The sequence below is a fragment of the Mesorhizobium sp. M0052 genome, from assembly GCF_040323255.1.
Lineage (GTDB): Bacteria > Pseudomonadota > Alphaproteobacteria > Rhizobiales > Rhizobiaceae > Mesorhizobium.
In genome coordinates this window covers 1-26,091 of the sequence record NZ_JAMYUS010000016.1, presented here as the reverse complement: position 1 = coordinate 26,091, position 26,091 = coordinate 1, and the positions used below count along the sequence as shown (strand labels likewise).

General features: G+C 64.0%; 24 protein-coding genes. 17 read left to right on the top strand and 7 right to left on the bottom strand.

All coding sequences use genetic code 11. The annotated features are described in order from the left end of the window. Positions 1-25: 25 nt before the first annotated feature. The 6 genes from NKJ77_RS21225 to lpxK all read left to right on the top strand — a co-directional run bounded on the left by NKJ77_RS21225 (position 26) and on the right by lpxK (position 5,612). On the top strand, positions 26-1,369 hold the full coding sequence (locus NKJ77_RS21225; protein ID WP_023756405.1) for a TldD/PmbA family protein: 1,344 nt from the start codon (positions 26-28) through the stop codon (positions 1,367-1,369). Next, positions 1,356-2,162, top strand: coding sequence for a 3'(2'),5'-bisphosphate nucleotidase CysQ (locus NKJ77_RS21220; RefSeq protein ID WP_023747735.1), 807 nt, complete (start codon positions 1,356-1,358; stop codon positions 2,160-2,162). Before NKJ77_RS21225 ends, NKJ77_RS21220 begins: the two co-directional genes overlap by 14 nt. A 68-nt stretch (positions 2,163-2,230) precedes the next feature. Beyond that, a complete protein-coding gene (locus tag NKJ77_RS21215; protein WP_023682943.1) occupies positions 2,231-2,476 on the top strand; it encodes a DUF4170 domain-containing protein in 246 nt (81 codons plus the stop codon). 5 nt (positions 2,477-2,481) lie between these two features. After that, on the top strand, positions 2,482-3,270 hold the full coding sequence (locus tag NKJ77_RS21210) for a lysophospholipid acyltransferase family protein (RefSeq protein WP_023682942.1): 789 nt from the start codon (positions 2,482-2,484) through the stop codon (positions 3,268-3,270). Beyond that, complete coding sequence (gene waaA, locus NKJ77_RS21205) at positions 3,267-4,583, top strand: lipid IV(A) 3-deoxy-D-manno-octulosonic acid transferase (RefSeq protein WP_023694436.1); 1,317 nt, start codon at positions 3,267-3,269, stop codon at positions 4,581-4,583. The genes NKJ77_RS21210 and waaA overlap by 4 nt, the downstream gene beginning before the upstream one ends. Further along, positions 4,584-5,612, top strand: coding sequence for a tetraacyldisaccharide 4'-kinase (gene lpxK, locus NKJ77_RS21200; protein WP_352535713.1), 1,029 nt, complete (start codon positions 4,584-4,586; stop codon positions 5,610-5,612). It abuts the gene before it with no gap. 230 nt (positions 5,613-5,842) lie between these two features. Here the strand turns inward: lpxK and NKJ77_RS21195 are convergent, their stop codons facing one another. After that, the gene (locus tag NKJ77_RS21195; RefSeq protein ID WP_023694434.1) at positions 5,843-6,076 is read right to left on the bottom strand and encodes a DUF2093 domain-containing protein; all 234 of its coding nucleotides are present in this window, start codon (positions 6,074-6,076) and stop codon (positions 5,843-5,845) included. Between the two features lie 112 nt (positions 6,077-6,188). On the opposite strand from NKJ77_RS21195, the gene NKJ77_RS21190 reads away from it, so the two are divergent. Continuing rightward, complete coding sequence (locus tag NKJ77_RS21190; RefSeq protein WP_023832860.1) at positions 6,189-6,794, top strand: hypothetical protein; 606 nt, start codon at positions 6,189-6,191, stop codon at positions 6,792-6,794. 17 nt (positions 6,795-6,811) lie between these two features. Here the strand turns inward: NKJ77_RS21190 and NKJ77_RS21185 are convergent, their stop codons facing one another. Continuing rightward, a complete protein-coding gene (locus tag NKJ77_RS21185; protein ID WP_023724839.1) occupies positions 6,812-7,738 on the bottom strand; it encodes a LysR substrate-binding domain-containing protein in 927 nt (308 codons plus the stop codon). 90 nt (positions 7,739-7,828) lie between these two features. On the opposite strand from NKJ77_RS21185, the gene NKJ77_RS21180 reads away from it, so the two are divergent. Beyond that, on the top strand, positions 7,829-8,722 hold the full coding sequence (locus NKJ77_RS21180; RefSeq protein ID WP_023724840.1) for a DMT family transporter: 894 nt from the start codon (positions 7,829-7,831) through the stop codon (positions 8,720-8,722). Between the two features lie 469 nt (positions 8,723-9,191). Further along, positions 9,192-9,590, top strand: coding sequence for a hypothetical protein (locus NKJ77_RS21175; RefSeq protein WP_352535712.1), 399 nt, complete (start codon positions 9,192-9,194; stop codon positions 9,588-9,590). Between the two features lie 25 nt (positions 9,591-9,615). Here the strand turns inward: NKJ77_RS21175 and mutL are convergent, their stop codons facing one another. Beyond that, on the bottom strand, positions 9,616-11,469 hold the full coding sequence (gene mutL, locus NKJ77_RS21170) for a DNA mismatch repair endonuclease MutL (protein ID WP_352535711.1): 1,854 nt from the start codon (positions 11,467-11,469) through the stop codon (positions 9,616-9,618). 274 nt (positions 11,470-11,743) lie between these two features. Further along, on the bottom strand, positions 11,744-12,646 hold the full coding sequence (locus tag NKJ77_RS21165) for a LysR substrate-binding domain-containing protein (protein WP_352535710.1): 903 nt from the start codon (positions 12,644-12,646) through the stop codon (positions 11,744-11,746). 89 nt (positions 12,647-12,735) lie between these two features. Here NKJ77_RS21165 and NKJ77_RS21160 point away from each other — a divergent pair, with 89 nt between their 5' ends. From NKJ77_RS21160 to NKJ77_RS21145, 4 genes are all read left to right on the top strand, one after another. Further along, complete coding sequence (locus NKJ77_RS21160; protein ID WP_023832864.1) at positions 12,736-14,286, top strand: trimethylamine methyltransferase family protein; 1,551 nt, start codon at positions 12,736-12,738, stop codon at positions 14,284-14,286. Between the two features lie 61 nt (positions 14,287-14,347). After that, positions 14,348-15,997 carry an ABC transporter substrate-binding protein gene (locus tag NKJ77_RS21155; RefSeq protein WP_023682934.1) on the top strand — a complete coding sequence of 550 codons (1,650 nt, stop codon included), beginning with the start codon at positions 14,348-14,350 and terminating at the stop codon, positions 15,995-15,997. A 92-nt stretch (positions 15,998-16,089) separates the two neighbouring features. Beyond that, on the top strand, positions 16,090-16,569 hold the full coding sequence (locus NKJ77_RS21150) for a DUF3828 domain-containing protein (protein WP_023832865.1): 480 nt from the start codon (positions 16,090-16,092) through the stop codon (positions 16,567-16,569). 4 nt (positions 16,570-16,573) lie between these two features. Beyond that, positions 16,574-17,185, top strand: a complete 612-nt coding sequence (locus NKJ77_RS21145) for a hypothetical protein (RefSeq protein WP_352535709.1) — start codon at positions 16,574-16,576, stop codon at positions 17,183-17,185. A 219-nt stretch (positions 17,186-17,404) separates the two neighbouring features. Here the strand turns inward: NKJ77_RS21145 and queF are convergent, their stop codons facing one another. Continuing rightward, a complete protein-coding gene (gene queF, locus NKJ77_RS21140; protein WP_023832866.1) occupies positions 17,405-17,866 on the bottom strand; it encodes a preQ(1) synthase in 462 nt (153 codons plus the stop codon). A 140-nt stretch (positions 17,867-18,006) separates the two neighbouring features. Here queF and NKJ77_RS21135 point away from each other — a divergent pair, with 140 nt between their 5' ends. After that, complete coding sequence (locus tag NKJ77_RS21135) at positions 18,007-20,052, top strand: oxidoreductase (protein WP_352535708.1); 2,046 nt, start codon at positions 18,007-18,009, stop codon at positions 20,050-20,052. Positions 20,053-20,272: 220 nt separating this feature from the next. On the opposite strand, the gene NKJ77_RS21130 is transcribed toward NKJ77_RS21135, so the two are convergent. After that, positions 20,273-20,680 carry a hypothetical protein gene (locus NKJ77_RS21130; protein WP_023682929.1) on the bottom strand — a complete coding sequence of 136 codons (408 nt, stop codon included), beginning with the start codon at positions 20,678-20,680 and terminating at the stop codon, positions 20,273-20,275. 192 nt (positions 20,681-20,872) lie between these two features. Here NKJ77_RS21130 and NKJ77_RS21125 point away from each other — a divergent pair, with 192 nt between their 5' ends. Further along, positions 20,873-21,277: a MarR family winged helix-turn-helix transcriptional regulator gene (locus tag NKJ77_RS21125; protein WP_023672921.1), complete on the top strand. Its 405-nt coding sequence runs from the start codon at positions 20,873-20,875 to the stop codon at positions 21,275-21,277. Positions 21,278-21,298: 21 nt separating this feature from the next. On the opposite strand, the gene NKJ77_RS21120 is transcribed toward NKJ77_RS21125, so the two are convergent. After that, positions 21,299-23,365: a putative bifunctional diguanylate cyclase/phosphodiesterase gene (locus NKJ77_RS21120; RefSeq protein ID WP_023724848.1), complete on the bottom strand. Its 2,067-nt coding sequence runs from the start codon at positions 23,363-23,365 to the stop codon at positions 21,299-21,301. A gap of 310 nt (positions 23,366-23,675) precedes the next feature. On the opposite strand from NKJ77_RS21120, the gene NKJ77_RS21115 reads away from it, so the two are divergent. Together NKJ77_RS21115 and tdh are read left to right on the top strand one after the other, a co-directional pair. Further along, entirely contained in the window at positions 23,676-24,863 is a 1,188-nt protein-coding gene (locus tag NKJ77_RS21115; RefSeq protein WP_023832868.1) for a glycine C-acetyltransferase, read from the top strand. A gap of 44 nt (positions 24,864-24,907) precedes the next feature. After that, a complete protein-coding gene (tdh, locus tag NKJ77_RS21110; protein WP_023832869.1) occupies positions 24,908-25,942 on the top strand; it encodes an L-threonine 3-dehydrogenase in 1,035 nt (344 codons plus the stop codon). Positions 25,943-26,091: the final 149 nt, after the last annotated feature.

The following is a 26,091-nucleotide window of genomic DNA, read 5'->3' as shown; positions in this document are numbered from 1 at the left end:
CGCGGCTTCAGCCAGGACCACGCGCATGACCGATACATCAGAGGCAGCGAAATTGACCGACCGCGTCGCGGCACTGGTCGAGGCTGCCAAGCGGGCCGGCGCCGACGCCGCCGACGCGGTTGCCGTGCGCGGCCGCTCGATCGGCGTGTCGGTGCGGCTGGGCAAGGTCGAGAACACTGAGGCGTCCGAGGGCGACGATGTCTCGCTGCGCGTCTTCGTCGGCAACCGGGTGGCGAGCGTCTCGGCGACGGCGGCATCGGACCCCAGGGCATTGGCCGAGCGCGCCGTGGCCATGGCCAAAGTCTCGCCCGAGGATCCCTATCAGGGTCTCGCCGATCCGGCTTTGCTGGTCGGCAAGGTGCGCGACCTCGATCTGTTCGACGCCACCGAGGTTTCGGCCGATCAGTTGAAAGAAGCGGCCCTTGCCGCCGAGGAAGCAGCCCTTGCCGTCAAGGGCGTCACCAATTCGGCCGGCAGCGGCGCCAGCGCCGGTCTTGGCGGGCTGGTGCTGGCCACGTCGAACGGCTTCGTCGGCCACTATGTCGCATCGCGCTTTTCGCGTTCGGCCAGCGTTATTGCGGGCGAAGGCACCGGCATGGAGCGCGACTACGAATACTCCTCGAACCAGCATTTTTCCGATCTCGACGCGCCGGACCTGATCGGCCGCAAGGCCGGCGAGCGCGCCGTGCGCCGCCTCGGCGCACGCAAGGCGGCGACCGGTCCGGTCAACGTGGTGTTCGACCCGCGCGTCGCGCGCGGCATTGCCGGCCATCTCGCCGGCGCCATCAACGGCGCTTCGGTGGCGCGCAAGACCAGTTTTTTGCGCGAGATGATGGGCAAGCAGGTTGCGTCGGCTGCCATCACCGTCACCGACGAACCGCTGCGGCGTCGCGGCCAGGCCTCGCGCCCGTTCGACGGCGAAGGCGTCGAGGGCGAAAAGCTGTTGATGGTCGAGAACGGCGTGCTGAAGCACTGGTTCCTGTCGACGTCCGCCGCGCGGGAATTGGGGCTGACCACCAACGGACGCGGCGCGCGCAGCGGCTCGTCGGTATCGCCGTCTTCGACCAATCTCGCCATCGAGCCGGGCGACAGGACGCCGGAAGACCTGATCAGGTCGCTAAAATCCGGCTTTTATGTCACTGAAGTGTTCGGCCAGGGCGTCGACATGGTGACCGGCGAATACAGCCGTGGCGCATCCGGCTTCTGGATCGACAATGGTGAGCTTGCCTATCCGGTGGCCGAGGTGACCATCGCCTCGAATTTGAAGACGATGTTCCTCAATATGGTTCCGGCGAGCGATCTTGACCGCGATTTCGGCACTGCCGCACCGACGCTGCTGATCGAAGGAATGACCCTTGCCGGAGCGTGACCCGGTCATATCGGCCGGGGCCTCGGAAGACCTCGATCTGCTGCGCGACGCCGCCCGCGAGGCGGGCGCGATCGCCATGCGCTATTTCGGCAAAAACCCGCAAGTGTGGATGAAGGGCGGCACCTCGCCGGTCAGCGAAGCCGACCACGCGGCGGACGCCTATCTGCGCGATACCCTGCTGGCGGCCCGGCCGGACTATGGCTGGCTGTCGGAGGAAACGACTGACGATCCGGCGCGGCTTCTGGCGCGGCGCACCTTTGTCGTCGACCCCATAGACGGCACCCGCGGCTTTCTCGAAGGTCTGCGCTCGTGGTGCGTCAGCGTCGCGGTGGTCGAGAATGGCCGCACGCTCACCGGTGTGCTCGAATGTCCGGCCAAGGGCGAAACCTATTGGGCGCTGCCTGGCCATGGAGCTTTCCGCAACGGCAAGCCGATTGCCGTGCGCGGCCTGGGTAAGACGGTCGAGATCGGCGGGCTGAAGCAGTTGATCGACCTGATGCCGGCGCAATGGCAAAGCCGGGTGCGGCGCGCGGCGCACATTCCCTCGCTCGCCTACCGGCTGGCCATGGTCGCCAACGGCACGCTCGACGCAACCTTCGTCAAGCCCAACGCGCATGACTGGGATATCGCCGCCGCCGATCTCATCTTGCGCGAGGCTGGCGGCGCCGTGCTCGACGGCCATGGCCGCGCGCCGCTTTATGCCGGGGAGATCATCCGTCACGGCGCGCTGGTCGCCGGCAGCGGGCAGTTGCTGACCGTGCTTGCCGGCGTCATTGCCGATACGGAAGCGTGATCGAAGGTTCCAAAGTCGGCAGCTTTGGGCTAGACCTGTCGCAAACTCACAATATGTGAAGGACCGAAATGGCCGCGGAAGACGGAAAGAAACAGCTTTTGCACCTGGTGTTCGGCGGCGAGCTGAAGAAGCTGGGAGGCACCGAGTTCCGCGATCTCGACGCGCTCGACATCGTTGGGGTTTATCCGGACTATCAAACCGCGCACACCGCGTGGAAGGCAAAGGCGCAAGCCAGCGTGGACAATGCCCATATGCGCTATTTCGTCGTCCATCTGCACCGGCTGCTCGACCCTGAAAGCAAGGCCGCCGGTTGACAGCGATGGAGCATGAAGCGGTGAAAGGGCAGCCCACCGGCGCCGCGGTCCGAAGAAGACGCGGCGGCAGTTCGAAGACATTCTGGCGCAAGATCCGCGAGCCGTTGGCGCAGTCGCGAATCGTCAAGAGCATGATCGTCAGCCTGCTCGCCCAGTTCGTCCGCCTGGTGCGCCTGACCAACCGCGTGGTCGAAGGCTCGGCTAAATTTTCAGGCGGCGACTACGCCGAATTCGAACCCGGCATCATCGCGCTCTGGCATGGCCAGCATCTGCTGACCCCAGCCTATTATCCCAAGGGACGGCCGCTGGTCGCCATGGTCTCGCGCAGCGCCGACGCCGAACTCAACGCGCTGATGATCGAAAAATTCGGCATCGAGGCGGTGCGCGGCTCCGGCGGGCGTGAAAGCACGAAGCATCTCGACAAGGGCGGCGCCAAGGCGCTCATCGCCCTGAAAAAGTCACTCGTGGCCGGCAAGAACGTCGCCATGATCGCCGACATTCCCCACGGCACGCCGCGCGACGCGGGGCTTGGTATCGTTCTGCTGGCACGCCTTTCCGGCCGGCCGATCATGCCTGCCGCCATCGCCACCAGCCGCCGCAAGGTGCTGGAAAGGAGCTGGGACAAGACCACCATCAACCTGCCGTTCGGCCGCTCCTCGATCGTCATCGGAACGCCGGTTTTCGTGCCGGCCAATGCCGACGAGGCCGAAATGGAGCGCAAGCGCCAGGAAGTCACGGCCGCGCTCAATGCCGCAACCGCCGAGGCCTATCGGCTCGTGGACGGCAGGCCATGAGCGTCGGCTGGGCGCGCGCCTTCCTGGCGGCCTACCGCCTTGCCGGTGCAGCCGCCTATCCGCTGATGGGTCCCTATGTCGCCTGGCGCACATCGCAGGGCAAGGAAGACCGCAGCCGCAGCCGTGAGCGCTACGGCGTTGCCGGGCGGCCGCGCCCCGAAGGGCCGGTGATCTGGATCCATGCGGCAAGCGTCGGCGAGACCCTTGCGGTCGTGCCGCTGGTGCAAAGCATCCTCGACTACGGTGTCAACATCGTGCTGACGACGGGAACAGTGACCTCGGCGCAGGTTGCCGACGAACGGCTGGGCGACCGCATCATCCACCAATATGTTCCGCTCGACCTCAAGCCGGCCGTCAGCCGCTTTCTCGATCACTGGCGGCCGGACCTGGCTATCATCGCCGAATCCGAGATATGGCCGATGACCATCCTCGAACTCGGCGCCCGACACGTGCCGCAGGTGCTGGTCAACGGCCGGCTCTCCGACCGTTCGTTCAGATCCTGGAAGAAGCGCGCCAACATCGCCGAGGCGCTGTTCGAGAACCTCGCACACGTCGTTGCCCAGTCGGATGTCGACGGCGAACGGTTTCGCGCGCTTGGCGCCCGGCCGGTCACCGTGTCCGGCAACCTCAAGGTCGACACCTTGCCGCCGCCGGTCGACGAACGGGCGCTGGCGACGCTGAAGCGCCAGATCGCCGGCCGCCCGACCTGGGCGGCAATTTCGACCCATGACGGCGAGGAGGTGGTCGCGGCGGAAGTCCACGCCACGCTCTACAAGCGCCACCATGGCCTGCTGACGATCATCGTCCCGCGTCATCCCGACCGCGCCGAAGCGCTGGCCGCACAGATTTCCGGCATGGGCCTGAAGCTGGCGCGGCGCAGCAAGGGCGACCGGATCACCGCCGACACCGATATCCTGCTCGGCGATACGATCGGCGAGATGGGGCTTTATCTCCGGCTGACGGAAATCGCCTTTGTCGGCCGCTCGCTGACCTCGGAAGGCGGCCAGAATCCGCTGGAGCCGGCCATGCTCGACACCGCTGTGCTGGCCGGCCGCAACGTCCAGAATTTTCGCGAGGCCTATCAGCGCCTGCTCGACAGCGGCGGCGCCAAGCTGGTGCGCGACCGCGACATGCTGGCCGGCGCCGTCAATTTCCTGCTGAGCAATGAAGTTGCGCGCCATGAGATGATGGCGGCCGGTGCCGCCACAGTCGACCAGATGCGCGGTGCGCTGGCGCACACGCTGAAGTCGCTCGAGCCTTATATCCAGCCATTGATCGTCAAGTCGCGCCTGAAGGGCGCCGACGGGCGATAGGTGGCGTCGGAAGCACCACCTTTCTGGTGGGAAGCGCCGGACTGGCGGGTCTTTGCGCTGTCGCCGCTATCAGCCGTCTATGGCATCGTCGCCGGCCGCCGCATGCATCGGGCGGTACGTGAAAAGATCGACGCGCCAGTGCTTTGCGTCGGCAACTTCACCGTCGGCGGCAGCGGCAAGACGCCGATCGCCATCGCGCTGGCCAAGCAGGCCCGGCGCATGCAGCTCAATCCCGGATTCCTGTCGCGCGGCCATGGCGGCTCGTTCGCGCAGCCGCATGTCGTCGATGCCAGTCACGACGCTGCAAAGCATGTCGGCGACGAGCCGCTGCTTTTGGCCGAGCACGCGCCGGTTGCGGTGAGCCCCAACCGCGCTGCCGGCGCCAAGCTGCTCATGGAAGCCCATGGCTGCGATTTCCTGATCATGGATGACGGTTTTCAGAGCGCACGCATCCATATCGATTATGCGCTGGTCGTCGTCGACGCCCGTTACGGCATCGGCAACGGCCGGGTCATTCCGGGCGGTCCGCTGAGAGCCAACATCGTCGACCAACTGGTGTTCACCGACGGGCTGTTGAAGATGGGCGAGGGCGCTGCCGCCGACCAGGTCGTGCGCCAAGCGGCGCGCGCCGGCCGGCCGATCTTCGAGGCGCATGCCGAGCCCGCGGCCAAGGAGCGGTTCGCCGGCCGGCGGTTCCTCGCCTTTGCCGGCATCGGCCACCCCGAAAAATTCTTCGACACGCTGCGCGGCAGTGGTGCGGAAGTGGCGCTGAGCCGGTCGTTTCCGGACCATCATTTTTATGCCCCCGACGAACTCGCCGAACTGGCGGCAACCGCGCGCCGCGATGGACTGGGCCTCGTCACCACCGCCAAGGACGCCGCCCGGCTGCGCCACGGCGCTGCCCCGGCCGATTTCCTCGCTGAACTCGCCGTGCTGGAGATCGACGCCACGTTCGAACTCGACACTGTGCCGGAGCGCATCATCGACGAGACGCTGGATGCCTGGAGACAGCGGAAGCTGCGAGGGTAGGGCGTGCAGCGTCACGCGGAGATGCTGGCGGGACAGCACCCCCCTCTGGCCTGCCGGCCATCTCCCCCGCAAGGAGGGAGATCAGCAGCTTTGCCAATGGCGCTCATTCTGCAACGCTGTTGATTTGGCGAAAGCAAAGATGATCATCCAATCTCCCCCGTTGCGGGGGAGATGTCCGGCAGGACAGAGGGTGGTGTGAAGGAACGCGACCAACGGCTCTGTGCGCGCCTTTAACCCCGGCTGCGCAGGTCCGGATGCATCTCGATCTCGCGGCGCAGCGAGGCGGCGGCGCTGACATAGGGCTCCTGCCTGGCGACGCTCCAATATTTGAGCTCGTCCAGCGGAATGCTCTCGCCGGTCACCGCGCAGCGCACGAAGGCGCCGGGGCTGGTGACCTGGAAGTCGCCGTCGAGATAGCGGATACGGGCTTCCTTGCCGCCGGGGCCTTCGAAGCGGTTCATCATGGAGTGGTGCCAAGGTTCATGCTGATTTCATCGCCATAAATTGCCGGCAAGGTCAAGCTTGACGCAATGCTGAGGCGCTATTGTCGCTCCAAACCATTCTTATGGGACCGGCATGGACATTTCATCCGCCCGCCTGACCGCGCTGCTGCGTGAGGCCATGATGTTGGCAGCGTTGCCGTCGGCGAAGGCCGATCCGGCGAAAGCAGCACTTATAAAGGCGCTGGTGCAGCCGCCGACGCCGTCCGGCGCGCCTTTGCAGCCGGCAGCGGCGCCGGCGCTGCAGGCGCTGTTGTCCGCAGCCACCGCAAAGGGGCAGCAGACGGGTTCTGCCGAGATCCTGCAGGCCTATCTGGCGCTTGCCGAACCGGGTGACGCGGCGCCCGACGATTTCGGGCCGACAACGGCTGCGACAGGCAAGGCGACGCCAGCCAACGACGATGCACAGCGCGGTCTGCCGGTGCCGCCGGCCAGGGCCGATGATGGCGCTGCCGCAAAGCCGGCAGGACTGCCCTGGTTTGCGCTTCTCGCACCGGGGGTTTCGCCGCCGCGCCGCGCCTCCGCCACCGACGCGGCGGCGAAGCGGGGGCAGGCGATGTCTGGGTCGAATGACACGGTCCAGCCCGAAGGCCGGCAGCAGATGCGTGTCGGCCTGATGGCGCTGGCAGCCGGGTTTCTGGCCGTCGCCATTGTCGGGCTCGCCTTGCTGGTGCTTGGCTGAGCACCGAACGATCGCCGCTATCGCTCGGCTTCGAGGAAAGCTTCCATCTTGTCCATCGCCAGCCCCGCCTCGACAGCGATACGGCGTGAAAGTTCGGCGGCAGCCGTACGCGGCCGCCCCAGCGGCCGGTCGAGCCAGTACGACACCGGGTTCAGCGCCCTGCGCTCGTCGACGGCGACGATGCGGCCTGCCTCCAACTGGTGTCCGGTCAGCGGTGGCCGCGCCAGCGCGATGCCGAGCCCGTAAGCTGCGGCGTCGAGCACGAGATTGTAGTCCTCGAAGCGGCGATCCTGCGGGCGCGGGCGGTAGTCCATCCCTTGCGCGGCAAACCAGGCACGCCAGCCGGAGGCGTCGGAATCGTTGATCAGTGGAAACCTCAGCAGCCGGGCCGGGTCGCCGCGGCCGATCTCGCGGGCAAGGCCGGGCGCGGCGACGGGAAAGACATGTTCCTCGAACAGCTTCACCGAGATGCGGCCCGGAATGCCGCCGCGGCCGCAGCGGACCGACAGGTCGATGCCTTCATCGGCAAGGTCGGCCTGGCGGATGTCGACGTCGAGGACGATGCGCAGCTTGGTGGGATTGTTCTCCAGCGCCGCCATGCGTGGCATCAGCCACAGCCCGCTGACGGAGGGTATCGAGGTCAGCCGCACCACGGCGGTGCCGCGCGGCTCGACCCAGCGGTCGGAATGGCTGGAGATCAGCGCAAAGGCTTCCGCCGTGCGCAGATGCAGGCGGTTGCCCTCGATGGTCAGCGAGACGCCGCGCGCGCCGCGGTCGAACACTTTCAAGCCCAGCCAGTCCTCCAGCTTGGCGATCTGCCGGCTGACGGCGCCGTGGGTGATGTTGAGCTTCTCGGCCGCGGCCGAAAAGCTCCCCGTTCGCGCCGCCGCATCGAAGGCGCGCAGGGTCTCGAGCGGCACCATTGTGTCTGAGCTGTGATCCATAGTCACAGGTGATCCTCGATTTGATCGTTTGTCAACGGCGCCGAAAAGGCGCTTTCTGCCTTTCAACTCTGGGAACCCGAGGACAGGCAGATGAGCGCAACGACTAGCACGTCGAATCCGACACAGCGGATGGACACCACGGCGGCCATCGCCGTGGCGTTGACGGTGGTCGGCTGGGCCTCGGCCTTTCCGGCGATCCGTGCCGGCCTCGCCGCTTTCGGGCCGCTGGAACTCGGTGCGCTGCGCTTTGCCATTGCCGCGGTGCCGGCGGCGATCTTTCTTGCCGTCAAGCGCCCGGCGCTGCCGAGGCTCGACGAAGTGTGGCGCCTGGTCTTTGGCGGCGCCATCTTCGTCGCGCTCTACACTGTCATGCTCAATTTCGGCGAACTGACCGTGTCGGCGGGTGCCGCCGGTTTCATCATCAATGTCAGTCCGGTCTTCACCGCCATCATGGCAATGGCATTGCTGGGCGAGCGCTTCTCAAGCTGGGCCTGGTTCGGCACGGCGATTTCTTTCGCCGGCATCGGCATCATCGCCGTGGCCGACGGCAATGGCTTGAGTTTCGACACCGGCGCGCTGCTGGTTCTTGGCTCCGCGCTGTGCTCGGCCGTCAACACGATCGTCCAGAAGCCGCTCTTTGCCCGCCATCACCCGCTGACCATTTCGGCCTCCAACATGATCCTTGGCGCGCTTTGCCTGGCACCCTTTCTGCCAAGCGGCTTTGCGCAGGCCGCGGCCGCCAACACGGCCGGTATCGGCGCCGTGATCTTTCTTGGCATCGTGCCCAGCCTGATCGCCTATGCCGCATGGGCAACCGCACTGTCGCGCCTCCCGGCAGCGCGCGCGTCGAACTTCCTCTATCTGGTCTCGCCCATGTCGGCCCTGATCGGCTTCTTCTGGCTGGGCGAAGTGCCGACGCTACTTGGTATCCTCGGCGGCGCACTGGCGCTGGGCGGCGTGATCGTGGTGAATTTAAAGCGTTAAAACAAATGATTTGAGCTGTTTTCGGACTCAAACCGAGAACCGCTTCCATCAGAATGCAGACACCCAGAGGAAGGACAGCTATGGTACGCTGCCTTCACTGGGGGACGGAATGGCAAGACTGTTCATATCGGCAATTTTTTTGCGTTTTGCTGCTGACCGGGAAAGCCGCCGCGGGCTGGTATCAGGTCGAAAACTACGAAGGCTCCATCGGACCTAACCCCGTCCACCTATCGCTGCAGAGATATGACAGTTTCGGCAGCGGGATTACGGTCGAGGGGAGCTATTTCCACGACGCGAAGCAAAGCCCGATAGCGGTGTACGGCAAGATCAGTGGCACCAGCGTCTTCCTTTGCGAGATTGCGGACGACAGGGAGTTCGACCGGGTGCTGGTCATGGGATCGAAAACGCCCGTTGGCACCGCCGGATGTCCGTTTTCTCTCGACCTTGGCGAAAGCGGCGCAACAGGGACTTGGAGCAAGGGCTCGGACAAGTTCCCGATCACGCTGAAGTCGCAAGCCTCGATGATACCGGTGAGGCGAAGGTTGACGGCACCGTCGAGATTCCCTTCTGGGCGCAGACAGCCACCCACAGATTTGCCGGGGTCTACGAGAAAGCGGGCTTTCTCGTCTGCATGAATAAGCTGCGGGTCATCGATAAGAAGAAAAAGAAGGTCGTTCAGGAGATCGCTTTCGATGACGACGATTGCGATGCCGGCATGCTGATGACTCCCATCTACATGAATGTTCAAAAACAGGTTGGGAGAAGCTTCGAGATAATCTCCGTGAATTTTCGCGGCGGTAGCGCCGGTTACTCAAGGGATTACGTTTTCTCTCATAGGTTCAAGGATTATCGCCTGTTGGTGAATTGAGCGTGTGCCCTGACCTGGCTTGTGCTCACCGCCGCCCAAACAGCCGCTCTATATCGGCGAGCTTGAGTTCGATATAGGTCGGGCGGCCGTGGTTGCAGGTGCCGGAGCCCGGCGTTGCTTCCATCTGGCGCAGCAGCGCGTTCATCTCCTCAGGCTTGAGCAGGCGGCCGGAGCGGACCGAGCCGTGGCAGGCCATAGTCGCGGCGATCTTGTCCAGTCGTTCCTTCAGCGTCTCGATCGTGTCGTTGTCGGCGATCTCGTCGGCAAGATCACGCACCAATTGCTGGACATTGGTTTCGCCGAGCATCGACGGCGTCTCGCGCACCGCCACCGCGCCGGGACCGAAACGCTCAATGCCGAGGCCGAACCGGGCCAGCGTTTCGGAATGCATGGCCAGCCGCTCGGCGTCCTCCTCCGGCAGGTCGACGATCTCCGGCAGAAGCAGCATCTGCGAGGGCACCGCGCGCGAGTGCAGGGCATTCTTCAGCGCCTCGTAGACCAGCCGCTCATGCGCCGCGTGCTGGTCGACGATGACAAGCGAATCCCTGGTCTGGGCGACGATGTAGTTCTCGTGGACCTGCGCGCGTGCGGCGCCCAGCGCGGTGCCGAGCAGCGTCTCGGCCGGCTCGGCTAAGCCGGCACGCGCATCGGCGCTGGCGAGCGGACCGGCGTCGAATGCAGCCTGGTCGTTTTCGCGGAAGCCGACGCCGTTAAATCCCATATCCAGCGGCCGCTGTGGCGAGCGGTCAAAGCCCGAAAAGCCCGAGGCCCGGTAGGCCGCGTCATAACTGCGATGACCGTTGGCAGGACCCGCATGGGCGTAGGAGGCGGCTCCCGGCCGGAACGCCGCCACCATCCCGGCGGCCCCTCTGGTGGCGGCGCGGATGCCGGCATTGGCCAGCGCCTCGCGAATGGCGCCGACGATCAGCCCGCGCACCAGGCCGGGGTCGCGAAAGCGCACATCGGCCTTGGCTGGGTGGACGTTGACGTCGACGGTCGCCGGATCGAGCGTCAGGAACAGCACGGTCACCGCGTGCCGGTCGCGCGGCAGCACATCGGCGAAAGCGCCGCGAATGGCGCCGGCGATCAGCTTGTCGCGCACCGGACGGCCGTTGACATAGGCATATTGCTGCAGCGCGTTGGCGCGGGTGAAGGACGGGATCGAGACGTGGCCGGTCAGGTGCACGCCGTCCCGGCTGGCGTCGATAGCGATGGAATTGTCGGGAAACTCGGCGCCCATCACCTGAGCGACGCGGCGCAGGCTGCCCTCGGTACTGTCATCGGTCGCCGGCAATTCCAGCGTCGAGCGGTCCGAGCCGGCCAGCGTGAAGCGCACGGCGGGGAAGGCGATGGCGATGCGCTTGACCACGTCGCTGGTGGCCGAGCTTTCGGCCCGCTCGCCCTTCATGAATTTGAGCCGCGCCGGCGTGGCAAAGAACAGGTCGTGCACCTCGACCGTTGTGCCGCGATTGGCCGCCGCCGGCTTGACCGCCGAAACGCGGCCGCCTTCGATGGCGATCTCGGCGGCAGCGTCGCCTGCGGTCGTGCGCGAACGGATCGACAGCCGCGCCACCGAACCGATCGACGGCAGCGCCTCGCCACGGAAGCCGAGCGAGCGGATATCATGAATGTTGTCGGCAAGTTTCGAGGTGCAGTGGCGCGCAATGGCCAGCGCCAGTTCCTGTTCGGGGATACCGGAGCCGTCATCGGTGACGCGGATCAGGTTCAGCCCGCCGCCGGCAGTGACGACCTCGACGCGGGAGGCGCCGGCGTCGAGCGCGTTTTCGACCAGTTCCTTCACCACGCTCGCCGGACGCTCGATGACTTCGCCGGCGGCGATCTGGTTGATCATCGTTTCGGAAAGCTGGCGAATGGGCATGGGGGTATTATAGGCGGATTCGAAGGGTGTGCGGAAGGCTTCAATGAATGCCGGACATTGGAGACGCCAGCGGGACAGCACCCCCCTCTGGCCTGCCGGCCATCTCCCCCGCAAGGAGGGAGATCAGATGTCACGACGGCTTTCGCCAATCTTCAATGCTTGAAGGGTGACGCGACATATGAACTGCCAATCTCCCCCCTTGCGGGGGAGATGTCCGGCAGGACAGAGGGGGGTGTGAAGGAACTCCGCGATAGTGACTACGCTGCAACCGATTTCAAGCCTGCGCCGCCAGCCAGTCCCTGACTTTCCGCGCATTCTCGCTCAACTCCCGGTTCTTCGGCCAAACCACATAGAACGCCTTGCCGGTTTTCAGCACATGGTCGGTCACCGGCACCAGCAGCCCCGACGCCAGGAGCCGTTCGGCCAGATGCCGCCAGCCGAGCGCGATGCCCTGGCCCTCCATGACGCCCTGGATCACGAGGCCGTAATCGTTGATGCGCAGGCCGCGCGCGGTGTTGTCGAGCCTGCCGCCCGCAGACTGGAACCATTCGTCCCAGCTAGCCGCCTCGCGGTAGGGCTCCTCGAGGTGGATCAGGCGATGCGTCGCCAGCTCCGCGACGCTCCTTGGCATGCCGAATTTCGCGAGATAGCTGGCGCCAACCACCGGAAAAATCTCCTCGTCGGCCAGCGGCAGCGAATAATAATCGGCCCAGTCCCGCGGTTCGCCGCCGCGAACGGCGAGCGGGATGCCCTCGGCGATGATGTCGAGATCGCGGTCGGCGGTCTGGATGCGCAAGTCGATGCCCGGCAGTTCGTCGCGGAACTGCTGCAGGCGCGGCATCATCCAGAACGAGCCGAAGGCGGTCGACGCCGCCAGCGTGACATGGCCGCCGCTCGCCTGCAGGCGCAGATCCTCGGCCGATTTGCGGATATGCGACAGACCGAGCGAGACGTCGGCATGGAAGCGTTCGCCCGCTTCTGTCAGGACGACCTGGCGGTGGCGGCGCTGGAACAGCTGCGCGCTAAGCTGTTCCTCCAACCCGCGCACCGCATAGGAGACGGCGGCCTGCGTCATGCCGAGCTCGCGCCCGGCAGCGGTGAAGCTCGACAGCCGGCCCGCCGCCTCGAAGACGATCAGGCTGCCGGCCGAGGGCAGGAGGTGGCGCAGGCTTCGCATAAGCTGAGCTTATACAAGAGATCAGGATTTTCCAGCGTCACATCCATATTTCCTCTCGCTAACTTGGTTGGACGGAATGAGGAGGCTCCATGAACGCACCGGCCGCTGAACTGACCGAGCAAACCCACCGCCGCGGCGGTGGTCGCCTCGGACGCAAGGCGCTGAGGAGCGCCCCCGTCACCTCGTTCCCAACGCTGGTCCGCGAGATTCCCACCTACCAGATGGTCCCGGACGAGGCGGTGGAACTGATCCACCAGGAGTCACTCGCCATCCTCGAAGAGGTCGGTTGCGAGTTCCGCGACGACGAGGCGATCGCCATGTGGAAGGCGGCGGGCGCCGACGTGTCCGAGACACGCGTCCGCATCGACCGCGGCCTGCTGATGGAACTGGTCGCGAAGGTTCCGTCCGAGTTCACCCTCAATGCGCGCAATCCCGAGCGCACCGTGAGCGTCGGCGGCAAGAACTCCATCTTCGCGCCGATGTATGGCGCGCCTTACGTGCGCGACCTCGACAACAACCGGCGTTATGGCACGCTTGAAGACCTCAACAATTTCCACAAGCTCGCCTACATGGCCCCGGCGCTGCATTCGTCGAGTTCGATCATCTGCGAGCCGATGGAGATCGCGGTGCCGAAACGGCATCTCCACATCATCCATTCGGCGCTGAAGCATTCCGACAAGCCGTTCATGGGCATCGTTACTTCCAAAGACCGCGCCGAAGACACGATGGCGATGGCGGGCATCGTCTTTGGCGAAGATTTCGTTCGCGACAACCCGGTGCTGGTGTCGATTACCAACTGCAACTCGCCGCTGGTGTGGGACGCCACCATGCTGGACGCGATGAAGGTCTATGCGCGCAGCAATCAGCCGCTGATCCTGGCTCCCTTTGCGCTGTGCGGCGCATCGACTTCGGCCTCGGCCGTCGGCGCGGTGGCGCAGGTCAATGCCGAAGCACTGGCCGGCGTCGCTTTCACCCAACTGCTGCGCCCGGGTTCGCCGCAAATCTACGGCCAGTTCATGGTGACGGTCGACATGAAGACCGGCGCGCCGATGGGCGGCACGCCGGAAGCCGCCCAGATGATGTATCTGATGGGCGCGCTGGCGCGGAAATACAAACTGCCCTGGCGAACCTCCGGCTTCCATGTCGGCTCCAAGCTCAACGACGCCCAGGCCGGCTATGAATCCAACATGCTGATGCATGCCGCCATCCTCGCCGGCGCCAATTATATCTGGCACTCCGCCGGCTGGTTGGAGGCCGGGCTGACATGCGGCTATTCGAAATTCGCCACCGACTGCGAGCAGCTTGTCGGCTGGTATAAATATGCCGGCGGCCTGCCGTTCGACGATTTCAAGGAGGCCATGGCGGCGATCCGCGAAGTCGGGCCGCAGGGCCATTTCCTCGGCACCCAGCACACGCTCGATCATTACGAGTCGGCATTCTTCATGCCCACCATCATGGATTTCAACTCCTACGAACAATGGAAGGCCGGAGGGGCGAAGGACCACGACACGCGCGGCCGCGAGAAAGCCCGCAACATGCTGGCCGACTATGAAGAGCCGAAACTCGATGAGGGCATTGCCGAGGGCCTCAGGGACTTTATCGCGCAGCGCGAAGAGAGGCTGCCCGACAGCGTTAGCTAAGAGAACGACGAATGAGTTGATAACGGGCGAAGACCCGATGGGAACCGCAAGGGAGAAAGACATGACACTTTTCAAAAGCAATGGCGATCGCGTGCCGACGGCCATCGAGGCGATGGCGCAAGAGACGCGTGCTGGCCGTATGGACCGGCGCGAGTTTCTTGCATTGGCAAGTGCGTTCGGCGCATCGACGGCGCTGGCCTACGGCATGATCGGCCTTGCCGCGCCGGGACAGGCTTTTGCCGAGGAGCCGAAGAAGGGCGGCACGCTGCACATATCGATGTCGGTCAAGGCACAAAAAGATCCGCGCACCTATGACTGGGTGGAACTGGCCAACATCTCGCGCTGCTGGCTGGAGCCGCTGGTCCGCTACACCAGGGAATTCACCTTCGAGCCAGTGCTGCTCGAAAGCTGGGACATCAATGACGACGCCACGGAATACACGTTGCATGTGCGCAAGGGCATCACCTGGAACAATGGCGATGCCTTCAACGCCGATGACGTGGTCTTCAATGTTACCCGCTGGTGCGAGAAGAAGGTCGCCGGCAACTCCATGGCCGCTCGCGTCGGCGGGCTGATCGACGAAAAGTCGGGCAAGGCCAGGGAAGGCGCGATCGCCAAGGTCGACGACAATACGGTCAAGCTGACGCTCAGCGCGCCCGACATTTCGCTGATCCCGAACCTCACCGATTATCCCGCGCTCGTCGTCCACCGCAATTTCGACGCCGAAGGCGCCGACCCGGTCAAGAAGCCGATCGGCACGGGCCCGTTCGAACTGGTCTCCTACGATGTTGGCCAGAAGGCGGTGGTCAAGCGTCGTGAAAACGGCAAGTGGTGGGGTGGTGAAGCGCCGCTCGACAGCGTCGAGTTCATCGACTACGGCACCGACTTCAACGCTTCGATCAACGCCTTCGAATCCGGCGAGATAGACCTCAATTTCGAGACGCCGGCCGACTTCATCGACATCCTGGATAAGATGGGGCTGGAGAAGTCCGAGGTTGCGACGGCAACCACGCTGGTTGCCCGCACGAACGTTACCCACAAGCCCTATGACGACCAGCGGGTGCGCAACGCGCTGCAGATGGCGGTCGACAACAATGCGGTGCTGGAACTCGGCTATGCCGGGCGAGGGACGGTCGGTGAAAACCACCATGTCAGCCCTATCCATCCTGAATATTTCGCGCTGCCCAAGAAGACGCGCGACGCGGCCGGCGCCAAGAAACTGATGGCCGACGCTGGGCAGGCCGATTTCGAGCACGAGCTGATCACCGTCGAGGACGATTGGCAGAAGAACACCGGCGACGCGATTGCCGGCCAACTGCGCGACGCCGGCATCAAGGTCAAGCGCACGGTGCTGCCGGGCTCGACCTTCTGGAACGACTGGACGAAATATCCCTATTCGATGACCATCTGGTACATGCGCCCGCTTGGCGTCCAGGTCCTGGCGCTTGGTTATCGCACCGGCGAGGCCTGGAATGAATCGGCCTATTCCAACCCGGACTTCGACGCCAAGCTGAAGCAGGCGCTGTCGCTGATCGATGTGGAGAAGCGGCGTGAGGTGATGAAGGATGTCGAGCAGATCCTGCAGGATTCCGGCGTCATCATTCAACCCTTCTGGCAGAAGCTCTACAGCCACATGAACAAGAAGGTGAAGAACTACGGCGTCCACCAGACCTTCGAGATGGACCTGCAGAACGTCTGGCTTGATGGCTGAGACGGTGCAGCCGGGGCTTCATGAGCCGCAAAAAAACCGATATGCAGGATGTCTGGTATTGCACCTTGCCGCCAAACGTCCGGAGATCCTGCATGAAACCGATAGTGCTTGCCGCTGTCTTTTCGATTGCCTTGCCTGCGACGGTGCTGGCCGGGCCGGCTTCCAACGCCGTCAAGTTCTTTTATGTGCCTGAAGTGAAATTCGAGGGAGATGCAAAGTACCGCGACCGCTTCACCGAGCCGGTGACCAAGCTGTTCGATCTCAACGATCTGGCAACGAAGAACAAGCCCGACGAAGTCGCCTGCCTCGACTTCGATCCCGGCCTTGACGCCCAGGATTTCGACCAGAAGTCGATTGCCAAGACATTGAAGCTGGCCGAGACCGTCAATGGCGATACGGCCGAAGTCACCGCCACCTTCAGCCTTTTTGCGGAAGGCGATGATTCCAAACGCGAAATGCTGTGGTCGCTGAAGAAAATCGACGGCAAATGGAAGGTCGCCGACATTACCTCCAAGACCAGCAACTGGACGCTGAGCGCGCTGGAATGCATGCCCGACAAAGCGCCGGAGTGATCCCGTGCTCCGCCGTCTTGCCTTGGCGCTGTCGCCCATGTGCGTGCTGTCGGTGGGTATGAGCGCAGCCGCAGCACAAGGCCTGTTGGGCCCGCCGCCAGCCAATGCGCCGGCCGTGACGGCACCGGCCGGCCCAGCACCGCCCGCAAATCCACCCGGGACAGCGGTGGAACCGGCGACACCGCCGGTTGGGTGGCCGCCGGCCGACGCCCCACCGGCCGCACCCATTCTGCCGGGATCCCCGACGGCGGTGGTGCGGCCATTTTACGATCAGGTGGGACTGGAGATCGATCCGGCGCAGCGCAGCCACTTCATCGACCCGGCAAAAACCGTTCTCGACAAGAGCGACGCGTTGCGCACATCCGGGCAGGGAGAATGTCTCGACCCCAACATGGCGCTCGACAATGCCGACTATGACAAGACCGAGATCGATAAGAGCCTGAAGACACTCGAAGCGATCAATGGCGACCAGGCCAAGGTCATTGTCGCCTTCGTCGTCGCCGGCAACCCGCATCGCCTTGAATGGAAATTCAGGAAAGTCGACGGCGACTGGAAGATATCCGATCTGCTTTCGGTGACCGGTGAATGGGCGCTCAGCCAGTACCAGTGCGAATAATGTTGATTGAGGATCAGCGCCTGCGATCCTTCGCGCCCCCCTCTGTCCTGCCGGACATCTCCCCCACACGGGGGGAGATCAGCAGTTCCAGCGTCTCGCCCGCTCCGCATCATTTGAGATTAGCTAAAGCCTATGTGGCGGCCAATCTCCCCCCGTGTGGGGGAGATGTCCGGCAGGACAGAGGGGGGCGCTGTCCCGCTAAAGTTCCGCAAAATAGCTTCAGCCCCTTCCGCGATAGGGGGCAACGCCGGTGTCGGGCAACCAGGCGCCTTCGGGCGGAGCGCCGGTCTGCCAGAAGACATCGATCGGAATGCCGCCGCGCGGATACCAATAGCCGCCTATGCGCAACCACAGCGGCTTCGTTGCCGCCACAATGCGGCGGCCGATCATCACCGTGCAGTCTTCATGGAAAGCGCCATGGTTGCGAAACGAGGTCATGAACAGTTTGAGCGACTTCGATTCCACGAGCGTGGCATCGGGTGCGTAGTCGATGACGATATGAGCGAAATCCGGCTGTCCGGTTACCGGGCAGAGCGAGGTGAATTCCGGGCAGGTGAAGCGCACGATCGCCGGCGGTCCGTCGCCGCGCTGGAACGGCACGGTCTCCAGGACCGCGGTCTCCGGGCTCTGTGGCGTCTCGACGTGGGCGCCGAGCTGGGTGAGGGTTTTGGCATCGATCATCGCGGTTTTCCTGGGGATTTTCCGCGCTCATTAGCACCGGACCGAAAAGTGTGCAGCGATTTTCGAATAAATTCGATGCTTAAGACAAGAACTGGAGCAGCACGCGCTGCTCCGACACAAATTGGAATCGCAGGAAGATGATGACCAGCAACGACCCGCTTCTCCAGCCTTACCAGCTCAAACACCTGACGCTGAAGAACAGGGTGATGTCGACCAGCCACGAGCCGGCCTATTCCGAGGACGGCATGCCGAAACAGCGCTACCGGCTCTACCACGCCGAAAAGGCCAAGGGCGGCATGGCGCTGACCATGACGGCGGGCTCGGCGATCGTCTCGCGCGACAGTCCGGCCGCCTTTGGCAATCTGCATGTCTATGACGACCGCATCGTGCCGTGGCTGGCCGAACTGGCGGACGCCTGCCACGAGCATGACTGCAAGGTGATGATCCAGATCACCCATCTTGGTCGCCGCACCGGCTGGAACAAGGCCGACTGGCTGCCGGTGCTGTCGGCTTCGCCGGTGCGTGAGCCGGCACACCGCGCGTTCCCCAAAACCATCGAGGACTGGGACATCGAGCGTATCGTCGCCGACTATGCGTCCGCTGCGCAGCGCTGCCAGGCCGCCGGCCTCGACGGCATCGAGTTCGAATCCTACGGCCATCTGATGGACGGCTTCTGGTCGCCGGCCACCAACCATCGCGACGACGAGTTCGGCGGTTCGCTCGACAACCGGCTGCGCTTCACCGACATGGTGCTGGATGCCGTGCGGGCGGCGGTCGGCGAAAAATTCGTCGTCGGCATCCGTATGGTCGCCGATGAGGATTTTGACAAAGGCCTGTCGAAGGAGGAGGGCGTTGAGATCGCCCGGCGATTGGCCGGTTCCGGCAAGGTCGATTTCCTCAACATCATTCGCGGCTCGATCGAGAGCGATGCGGCACTAACCAAGGTCATCCCGGTCGCCGGCATGCGCTCTTCGCCGCATCTCGATTTTGCCGGCGAGGTGAGGGCGGCGACGAAGTTCCCGACCTTCCATGCGGCGCGGATTTCCGATGTCGCCACGGCGCGCCATGCCATCGCCACCGGCAAGCTCGATATGGTCGGCATGACCCGCGCCCATATCGCCGATCCGCACATCATCAAGAAGGTCATGGAAGGCCGCGAGCACGAGATCCGGCCTTGCGTCGGCGCCACCTATTGCCTCGATCGTATCTATGAAGGCGGCGAGGCGCTGTGCGTCCACAATGCCGCGACCGGCCGCGAGGCCGAGATTCCGCATATCATCCTGAAGACCGAAGGGCCCAGGCGGAACGTCGTTGTCGTTGGCGCTGGCGCTGGCGGGCTCGAGGCAGCTCGCGTGATGGCCGAACGCGGCCATCATGTCACGGTGCTTGAAGCCTCCGGTCAGGCCGGCGGCCAGGTTCGGCTGGCGACGCAGAACCCGCGCCGCAAGGAGTTGATCGGCATCATCGACTGGCGGCTGGCCGAACTCGACCGGCTCGGCGTCGGGATCCGCTACGACACCTGGGCCGAGCAGGACGAAGTGCTGGCGCTGTCGCCCGACGTGGTGGTGATCGCCACCGGCGGCCTGCCACAGAACCCGCCGCTGACATCAGGCGACAATCTCGTCACGTCGAGTTGGGACATCATGGCCGGCAGCATCAAGCCGGCGGAGAACGTGCTGCTCTTCGACGACAATGGTGGCCACCAGGGCATGGGCGCGGCGGAGCTGATCGCCAATGCAGGGTCAAAACTGGAACTGGTTTCGCCGGAGCGCTTCTTCGCCCCCGAAATGGGCGGCATGAACCACGTGCCCTATATGCGCGCCTTCCAGGAGAAGGGCGTCACCATCACCATCAACACCAGGCTGCGCTCGGTACGGCGCGAGGGCAACCAGCTGGTCGCCGAACTCGCCTCCGACTTTGCCGATGGCTGGCGTGGCGAAAGGCGGGTCGACCAGGTGGTGGTCGAGCACGGCACGGCGCCGCTCGACGATCTCTATCTCCAGCTGAAACCGCTGTCGAAGAATGGTGGCGCGGTCGATTACGAGCGGCTGGTCGGCGGCGGCGATATTTTTCCTTCACGCAACCCCGAAGGCGGCTTCGTGCTGTTGCGCATCGGCGATGCGGTCGCCTCGCGCAACATCCACGCCGCCATCTATGATGGCATCAGGTTCGGCTTGCGGGTTTGAGCCTACAAGCCGGCCTACGGCTTGTTCCAAAGCTCGATCTCACCCTTCCGGCGGGCGCATCTCGATCGATCAAAGTGATGGGTGGCGCGCAGCCAAACCTCTGTGCGGAGAGCCACCTTGCACATCCATCCGAACTGCGCGCCGCGTACGCCACCAGCCGAGAGCCAGGCGACGCACGATGCGGAATGGTCTTCAACCGGGAGGCGACGTGCGGCAGGGCTCAAATCATCCTGGCGGTCGCCATGCAAAGCACAGTGAGCACCAGCAGCCAGGCGGCGATGCGCTCGCCGCGGGCCATTTTGGTGCGCAGCGCCGCTTCCGTTGCGACGTCCGCGCCGGCAAGCTGCCGGCTGGTCTTGCGGACGACGACGCTGAGAACGCCGGCAGCGGCGAAGGCGGCCAGGATGCCTAGCGCCAGCACCATTTCCATCGAGCCGAAATAGGCGCCGTGGAAGAAATACCAGAGCAGGGCGCCGGTCACGAACACCATGCCGGCCGAGCCCATTTGCGGTCCGATAAAGCGCTCCGCCCTGATCTCGGGGTCGCGGGCAAGCGTGATGGTGGTGCCGGCCCAGAACACACCGGCCATGACGTGAAGGCCGATAACGACGATGTAGACATATTGCATGACCGCTTCCTCCTTGCCCGCCGCCCGTCCTCGGATCCCTGTCGAATGCAGGATGATACGAACTCGGTAGATCGACACGCATGATAGTTAGATATCAAATGGTTCGATGTCAATGTATAATGCCGCGTTCCATCGCTCGGCGCCTTGTTCTACTGTCGGCGCATGACTCCCTTTGACCGTCCGCCAATCGGCATGAATCTCGCGCGCACCTCCAAGCTGGTGGCGCAGGCCTTTGACGCCGCTTTGGTCGAGGCCGGCGGCACGCTGCCGGTGTGGCTGACCTTGCTTTCGGTCAAGTCGAGCGAGCTTGCCAACCAGCGCGAACTTGCCGGCATGATCGGCATCCAGGGCGCCACGCTCACCCACCATCTCAACGCCATGGAGGCGCAAGGCTTGCTGACGCGCCGCCGCGATCCGGACAACCGCCGGGTTCATCTGGTCGAGCTGACGCAGGCGGGCGAAACGATGTTCCTGAAGCTGCGGGCGGCGGCTCTCATCTTCGACAAGCGGCTGCGCGCGGGATTGCCGGACGACAGGCTGGCGGAGTTCGCCGAGGTGCTGGCGGCATTGCGGGCGAATGTCGCGCCGGCCAAATGACCGGCACCGGTGGGCAATAGTCTAGGCTAAATTGCCCTGAAGCACCTTCAGCTTGGCTTTCTTCGGGCTGCGCGCCAGCAGCCATTCGCGCGCTTTGTCCTGCGGCATCGGGAAGGCGATGGAATAGCCCTGCACCTGGTCGCAGCCGATTGCCATCAGCGAATCGAGCTCGGCTTCGGTTTCCGCGCCCTCGGCGACGATCGAAATGCCGAGACCGCGCGCCAGCTCGGTGATGGCGCGCACGATCTTGGTGTTGTCGCCATTCTCGTTGATGTTCTGGACGAAGCGGCGGTCGATCTTCAGCCGGTCGATCTCGTTGGGATTGACGTGGCTGAGCGAGGCATAGCCGGTGCCGAAATCGTCGAGCTCAAGATGGACGCCAGCAGCGCGGATGTGGCGCAGCTTCGCCGCGATGCCCGTCTTCTCGTCGTCGAGAATGACGGATTCGACGATTTCAAGCGACAGTTTCTGCGGCGCCAGGCCCGCCTTTTCCAGCGTCGCGAACAGGAAGCGGTCGAAGTCGGGTTCGCGCAGCTCGGTGCCGGACACGTTGACGGCAAGCCGGCCGAAGGCAATGCCGGCGCGATCCCATTCGGCTGCTTGCTCGATCGCCTTGGTAAAGACGATGCGGCCGATCTCGGGCATGAAGCCGCATTTTTCGGCGACCGGAATGAACTCGCCCGGCGCAATCATGCCGCGCTCGGCATGCTTCCAGCGCACCAGCGCCTCGATGCCGCTGATGGCGCCGTTGCTCAGCGACACCTGCGGCTGGAAATAGACCTGGAAGGCGTTCTCCGAAATCGCGACCTTGATGTCGTGCTCGAGCTGCTTGCGGTAGTCTAGCTCGCGCCTGAGTTCCTCGGAGAAGAACGAGAAGCTGCCGCCGCCGAGCTTTTTGGCGGAATAGAGCGCGAGGTCGGCGTGGACGAGCAGATCCTCGGCATTGTCGGCGTCGATGGGATAGACGGCAATGCCGGCGCTGGCCCCTGGAAGGATGGTCGTGCCCTGGAAGGTAATCGGCTCGTTGATCTCCTCCAGGATGCGCCGGGCCAGCATGTTGATGTCCTCGGGGCCGCCGGCGCCATTGAGGATCATCACGAATTCGTCGCCGCCAAGGCGCGCGCAGAGATCCGACGCACGGCAGGAATCGCGCATGCGCTGCGCGGTGACGACCAGCACATAGTCGCCGGCGGCGTGGCCGAGTGTGTCGTTGATCTGCTTGAACCGGTCGAGGTCGAGCTGGATCACCGCCAGCCTCTCGCGCCGGCGATGCGCGCCCTTGATCAGCGTTTCGAAGTGGTCGGTCAGGAAGGTGCGGTTGTGCAGGCCGGTCAGCCCGTCATGTACGGCGATGAAGGCCATCGAGTTGCGGGCATCGACAAGCTCGTGCGTCTTGCGCAGGATCGCCTTCGACATCGGCCGGAAGATGAAAAGCGCCACCAGGACGATGACGCCGATGGTGGCGTAGAACAAGGTGCGATGGAGATCGAGGAGCTTTTCCGACCGCTCGTCTGCGAATGCGGCGATGCGTTGGCCGAGCGCGGCATAACCCGACAGCGTCGCATTGGCGACGGAAGCATCGAGATTGACGCGCTCGCCGCCGCCCTTGTAGGCGGCATTGCCGGAGAGCTGGGATTCGAAGGACGAGATCAGCCTTTCGCCATTGGCGACCAGCCCGACCGAGAAATAGTCGAGGTGGAACGGCTTGCCGTAGAGCACGCTCTCGATCGACCTTGGGTCGGACAATGCCGGCGACAGCGGGTCGGCTCCCGTCTGTTTGAGGAGCAGGTCGTAGTTCGTCTCGAACTCGGCGGTCGCCTGTTTCAGCGCGGCAACTAGGGCCGGCTGCTTGTCACGCGCGGCGGAGCCGGTTGCGCTGGTCAAAAAGACGATGCGCTGCGACAGCGCCTTCTGGGTGCTGACGATGTCGAGCAGAGTATGGTTGTGCTGTTGCGCCGCCATCATCTGCTGCAGCAGGATGAAGGAGGCCATCACCATGGCGGCGATGATCAGCAGCGCCAGCCAATAGCCGCTCTTGATCAGCAGGATGAGTTTGCCCGAGACGGTTTGCGCCGGCTGCTGCGACATATTCTAGGTGACCCCTCGGTCGAACTGATTCTGCCACCGATTCGTGGCGAGAAGACCATTGGCTTGAAAGGGTTAACAGGTCTGGAAGCCGGCGGAACTGTTGCTTCGGCAGTAAACGAAAGCTGCCGAGATGGTTATCATGTTCTTTCGCGGCATAGCCGTATTCGCGTGCCTGCTACTCCAGCATGCGGGCCATGCGATCGGGTCGCGCCAGGGTTGAGCCCGCCGTGCCACCGAAACGGTCGCTTTTGCGATGGATTTTTAGTGCGCGTAGCGCGACAGTCGCGCCAATCTCAACAGGACCTGATCCATGAGCGCGGCATTCCTCTCCCATATCGACAACGAACTGCAAGGGCTGAAATCCGCCGGGCTCTACAAATCCGAGCGGGTGATCACCTCGACCCAGTCGGCTGAGATCGAAGTCGGCGGCGACAAGGTGCTGAATTTCTGCGCCAACAACTATCTCGGCCTCGCCGACAGCTCAGAATTGCGCGATGCAGCCAAAGGCGCGCTGGACCGCTACGGTTACGGCATGGCCTCGGTGCGCTTCATCTGCGGCACGCAGGAAGAGCACAAGCAGCTTGAATCAACGATTTCATCATTCCTCGGCATGGACGACACCATCCTCTACGGCTCCTGCTTCGACGCCAATGGCGGCCTGTTCGAGACACTGCTCGGCGAGGAGGATGCGATCATTTCCGATGCGCTGAACCATGCCTCGATCATCGACGGCGTGCGGCTGTCGAAGGCCAAGCGTTTCCGCTATGCCAACAACGACATGGCCGACCTCGAAGCGCGGCTGAAAGAGGCGAAAGACTGCCGCTTCCGCCTGATCGCCACCGACGGCGTGTTCTCCATGGACGGCATCATCGCCAATCTTAAAGGCGTCTGCGACCTCGCGGAAAAATACGACGCCATGGTCATGGTCGACGACAGCCATGCCGTCGGCTTCGTCGGCAAGAACGGCCGCGGCTCGGCCGAGCATTGCGGCGTCGAGGGCAGGGTGGACATCATCACCGGCACGCTCGGCAAGGCGCTGGGCGGCGCCTCGGGCGGCTACACCTCGGGCAAAGGTCAGGTGGTCGACTGGCTGCGCCAGCGCTCGCGGCCCTATCTCTTCTCCAACACGCTGATGCCGGCGATCGCCGGCGCCTCGATCAAGGTGTTCGAGCTGATCCGAAATGGCGACGCCCTGCGCGAACGCCTCTATGCCAATGCGGCGCGCTTTCGCTCCGAAATGGGCAAGCTCGGCTTCACGCTGGCCGGCGCCGATCATCCGATCATTCCGGTGATGCTGGGCGATGCCAGCCTGGCGCAGGAAATGGCGGCGCGCATGCTGAAGCGCGGCATCTATGTCATCGGCTTTTCCTTCCCGGTGGTGCCGAAAGGCCAGGCGCGCATCCGCACGCAGATGTCGGCGGCGCATTCCAGCGCCGACATCGACCGCGCCGTGGCAGCGTTCGCGGCGGTGGGAAAAGAGTTGGGCGTCATTTCCTGATCGCCAAAAGCGATTCCGGATCAAGGGATTCAAGGGACAAAAGCATGTCGAACATGATGAAGGCGCTGGTGAAGGCCAAGGCCGAACCGGGCATCTGGATGGAAGAGGTACCGGTGCCGGAGATCGGCCCCAACGACGTGCTGATCAAGGTCAAGAAGACGGCGATCTGCGGCACCGACGTCCACATCTACAATTGGGACCAGTGGGCGCAGAAGACCGTGCCGGTGCCGATGGTGACCGGCCATGAATTCGTCGGCACGGTGGCCGATTTCGGCGCTGCGGTCACCGAATACAAGGTCGGCCAGCGCGTCTCCGGCGAAGGCCACATCGTTTGCGGCCATTGCCGCAATTGCCGCGCCGGCAGGGGCCATCTCTGCCGTAACACGCTCGGCGTCGGCGTCAACCGCCCCGGCGCCTTCGGCGAGTATCTGGCGATCCCGCAGCACAATGTCGTCTCTATCCCCGACGATGTGCCCGACGAGATCGCGGCGATTTTCGATCCCTTGGGCAATGCGGTCCACACCGCTCTGTCCTTCGATCTGGTCGGCGAGGACGTGCTGGTCACCGGCGCCGGTCCGATCGGCATCATGGGCGCGCTGGTGGCGCAATGTGTGGGCGCGCGAAAAGTCGTCATCACCGACATCAACCCGGTGCGGCTGGCGCTGGCCAAAAAGCTCGGCGTCCAGCATGTCGTCGACGCCTCGAAGGAAAAGCTTAGGGATGTCATGCCGGCGCTCGGCATGACCGAAGGTTTTGATGTCGGCCTGGAAATGTCGGGCGCCGCGCCCGCCTTTCGCGACATGATCGACACCATGAACAATGGCGGCAAGATCGCCATTCTGGGCATCGCGCCGACCGGCTTTGAGATCGACTGGAACAAGGTCATCTTCAAGATGCTGCACTTGAAGGGCATTTACGGCCGCGAGATGTTCGAGACTTGGTACAAGATGATCGCCCTGGTGCAGGGGCCGCTGGATGTCAGCGGCCTGATCACGCATCGAATCGGTATCGATGATTTTCAGGCGGGGTTCGATGCGATGAGGAGCGGCAGTTCGGGTAAGGTGGTGATGGATTGGTAGGCGCAGAGGCACGTTCTAGCTGGAGAAGCCGGCGGGACAGCACCCCCCTCTGGCCTGCCGGCCAGGTTGTGTGCGTCAAGTTCTGCAAAATGGGCGATCATGATGCTGGTCATGCGGCTTGGCGCAGAGCGAGCTTCTTGTGCTCGCGC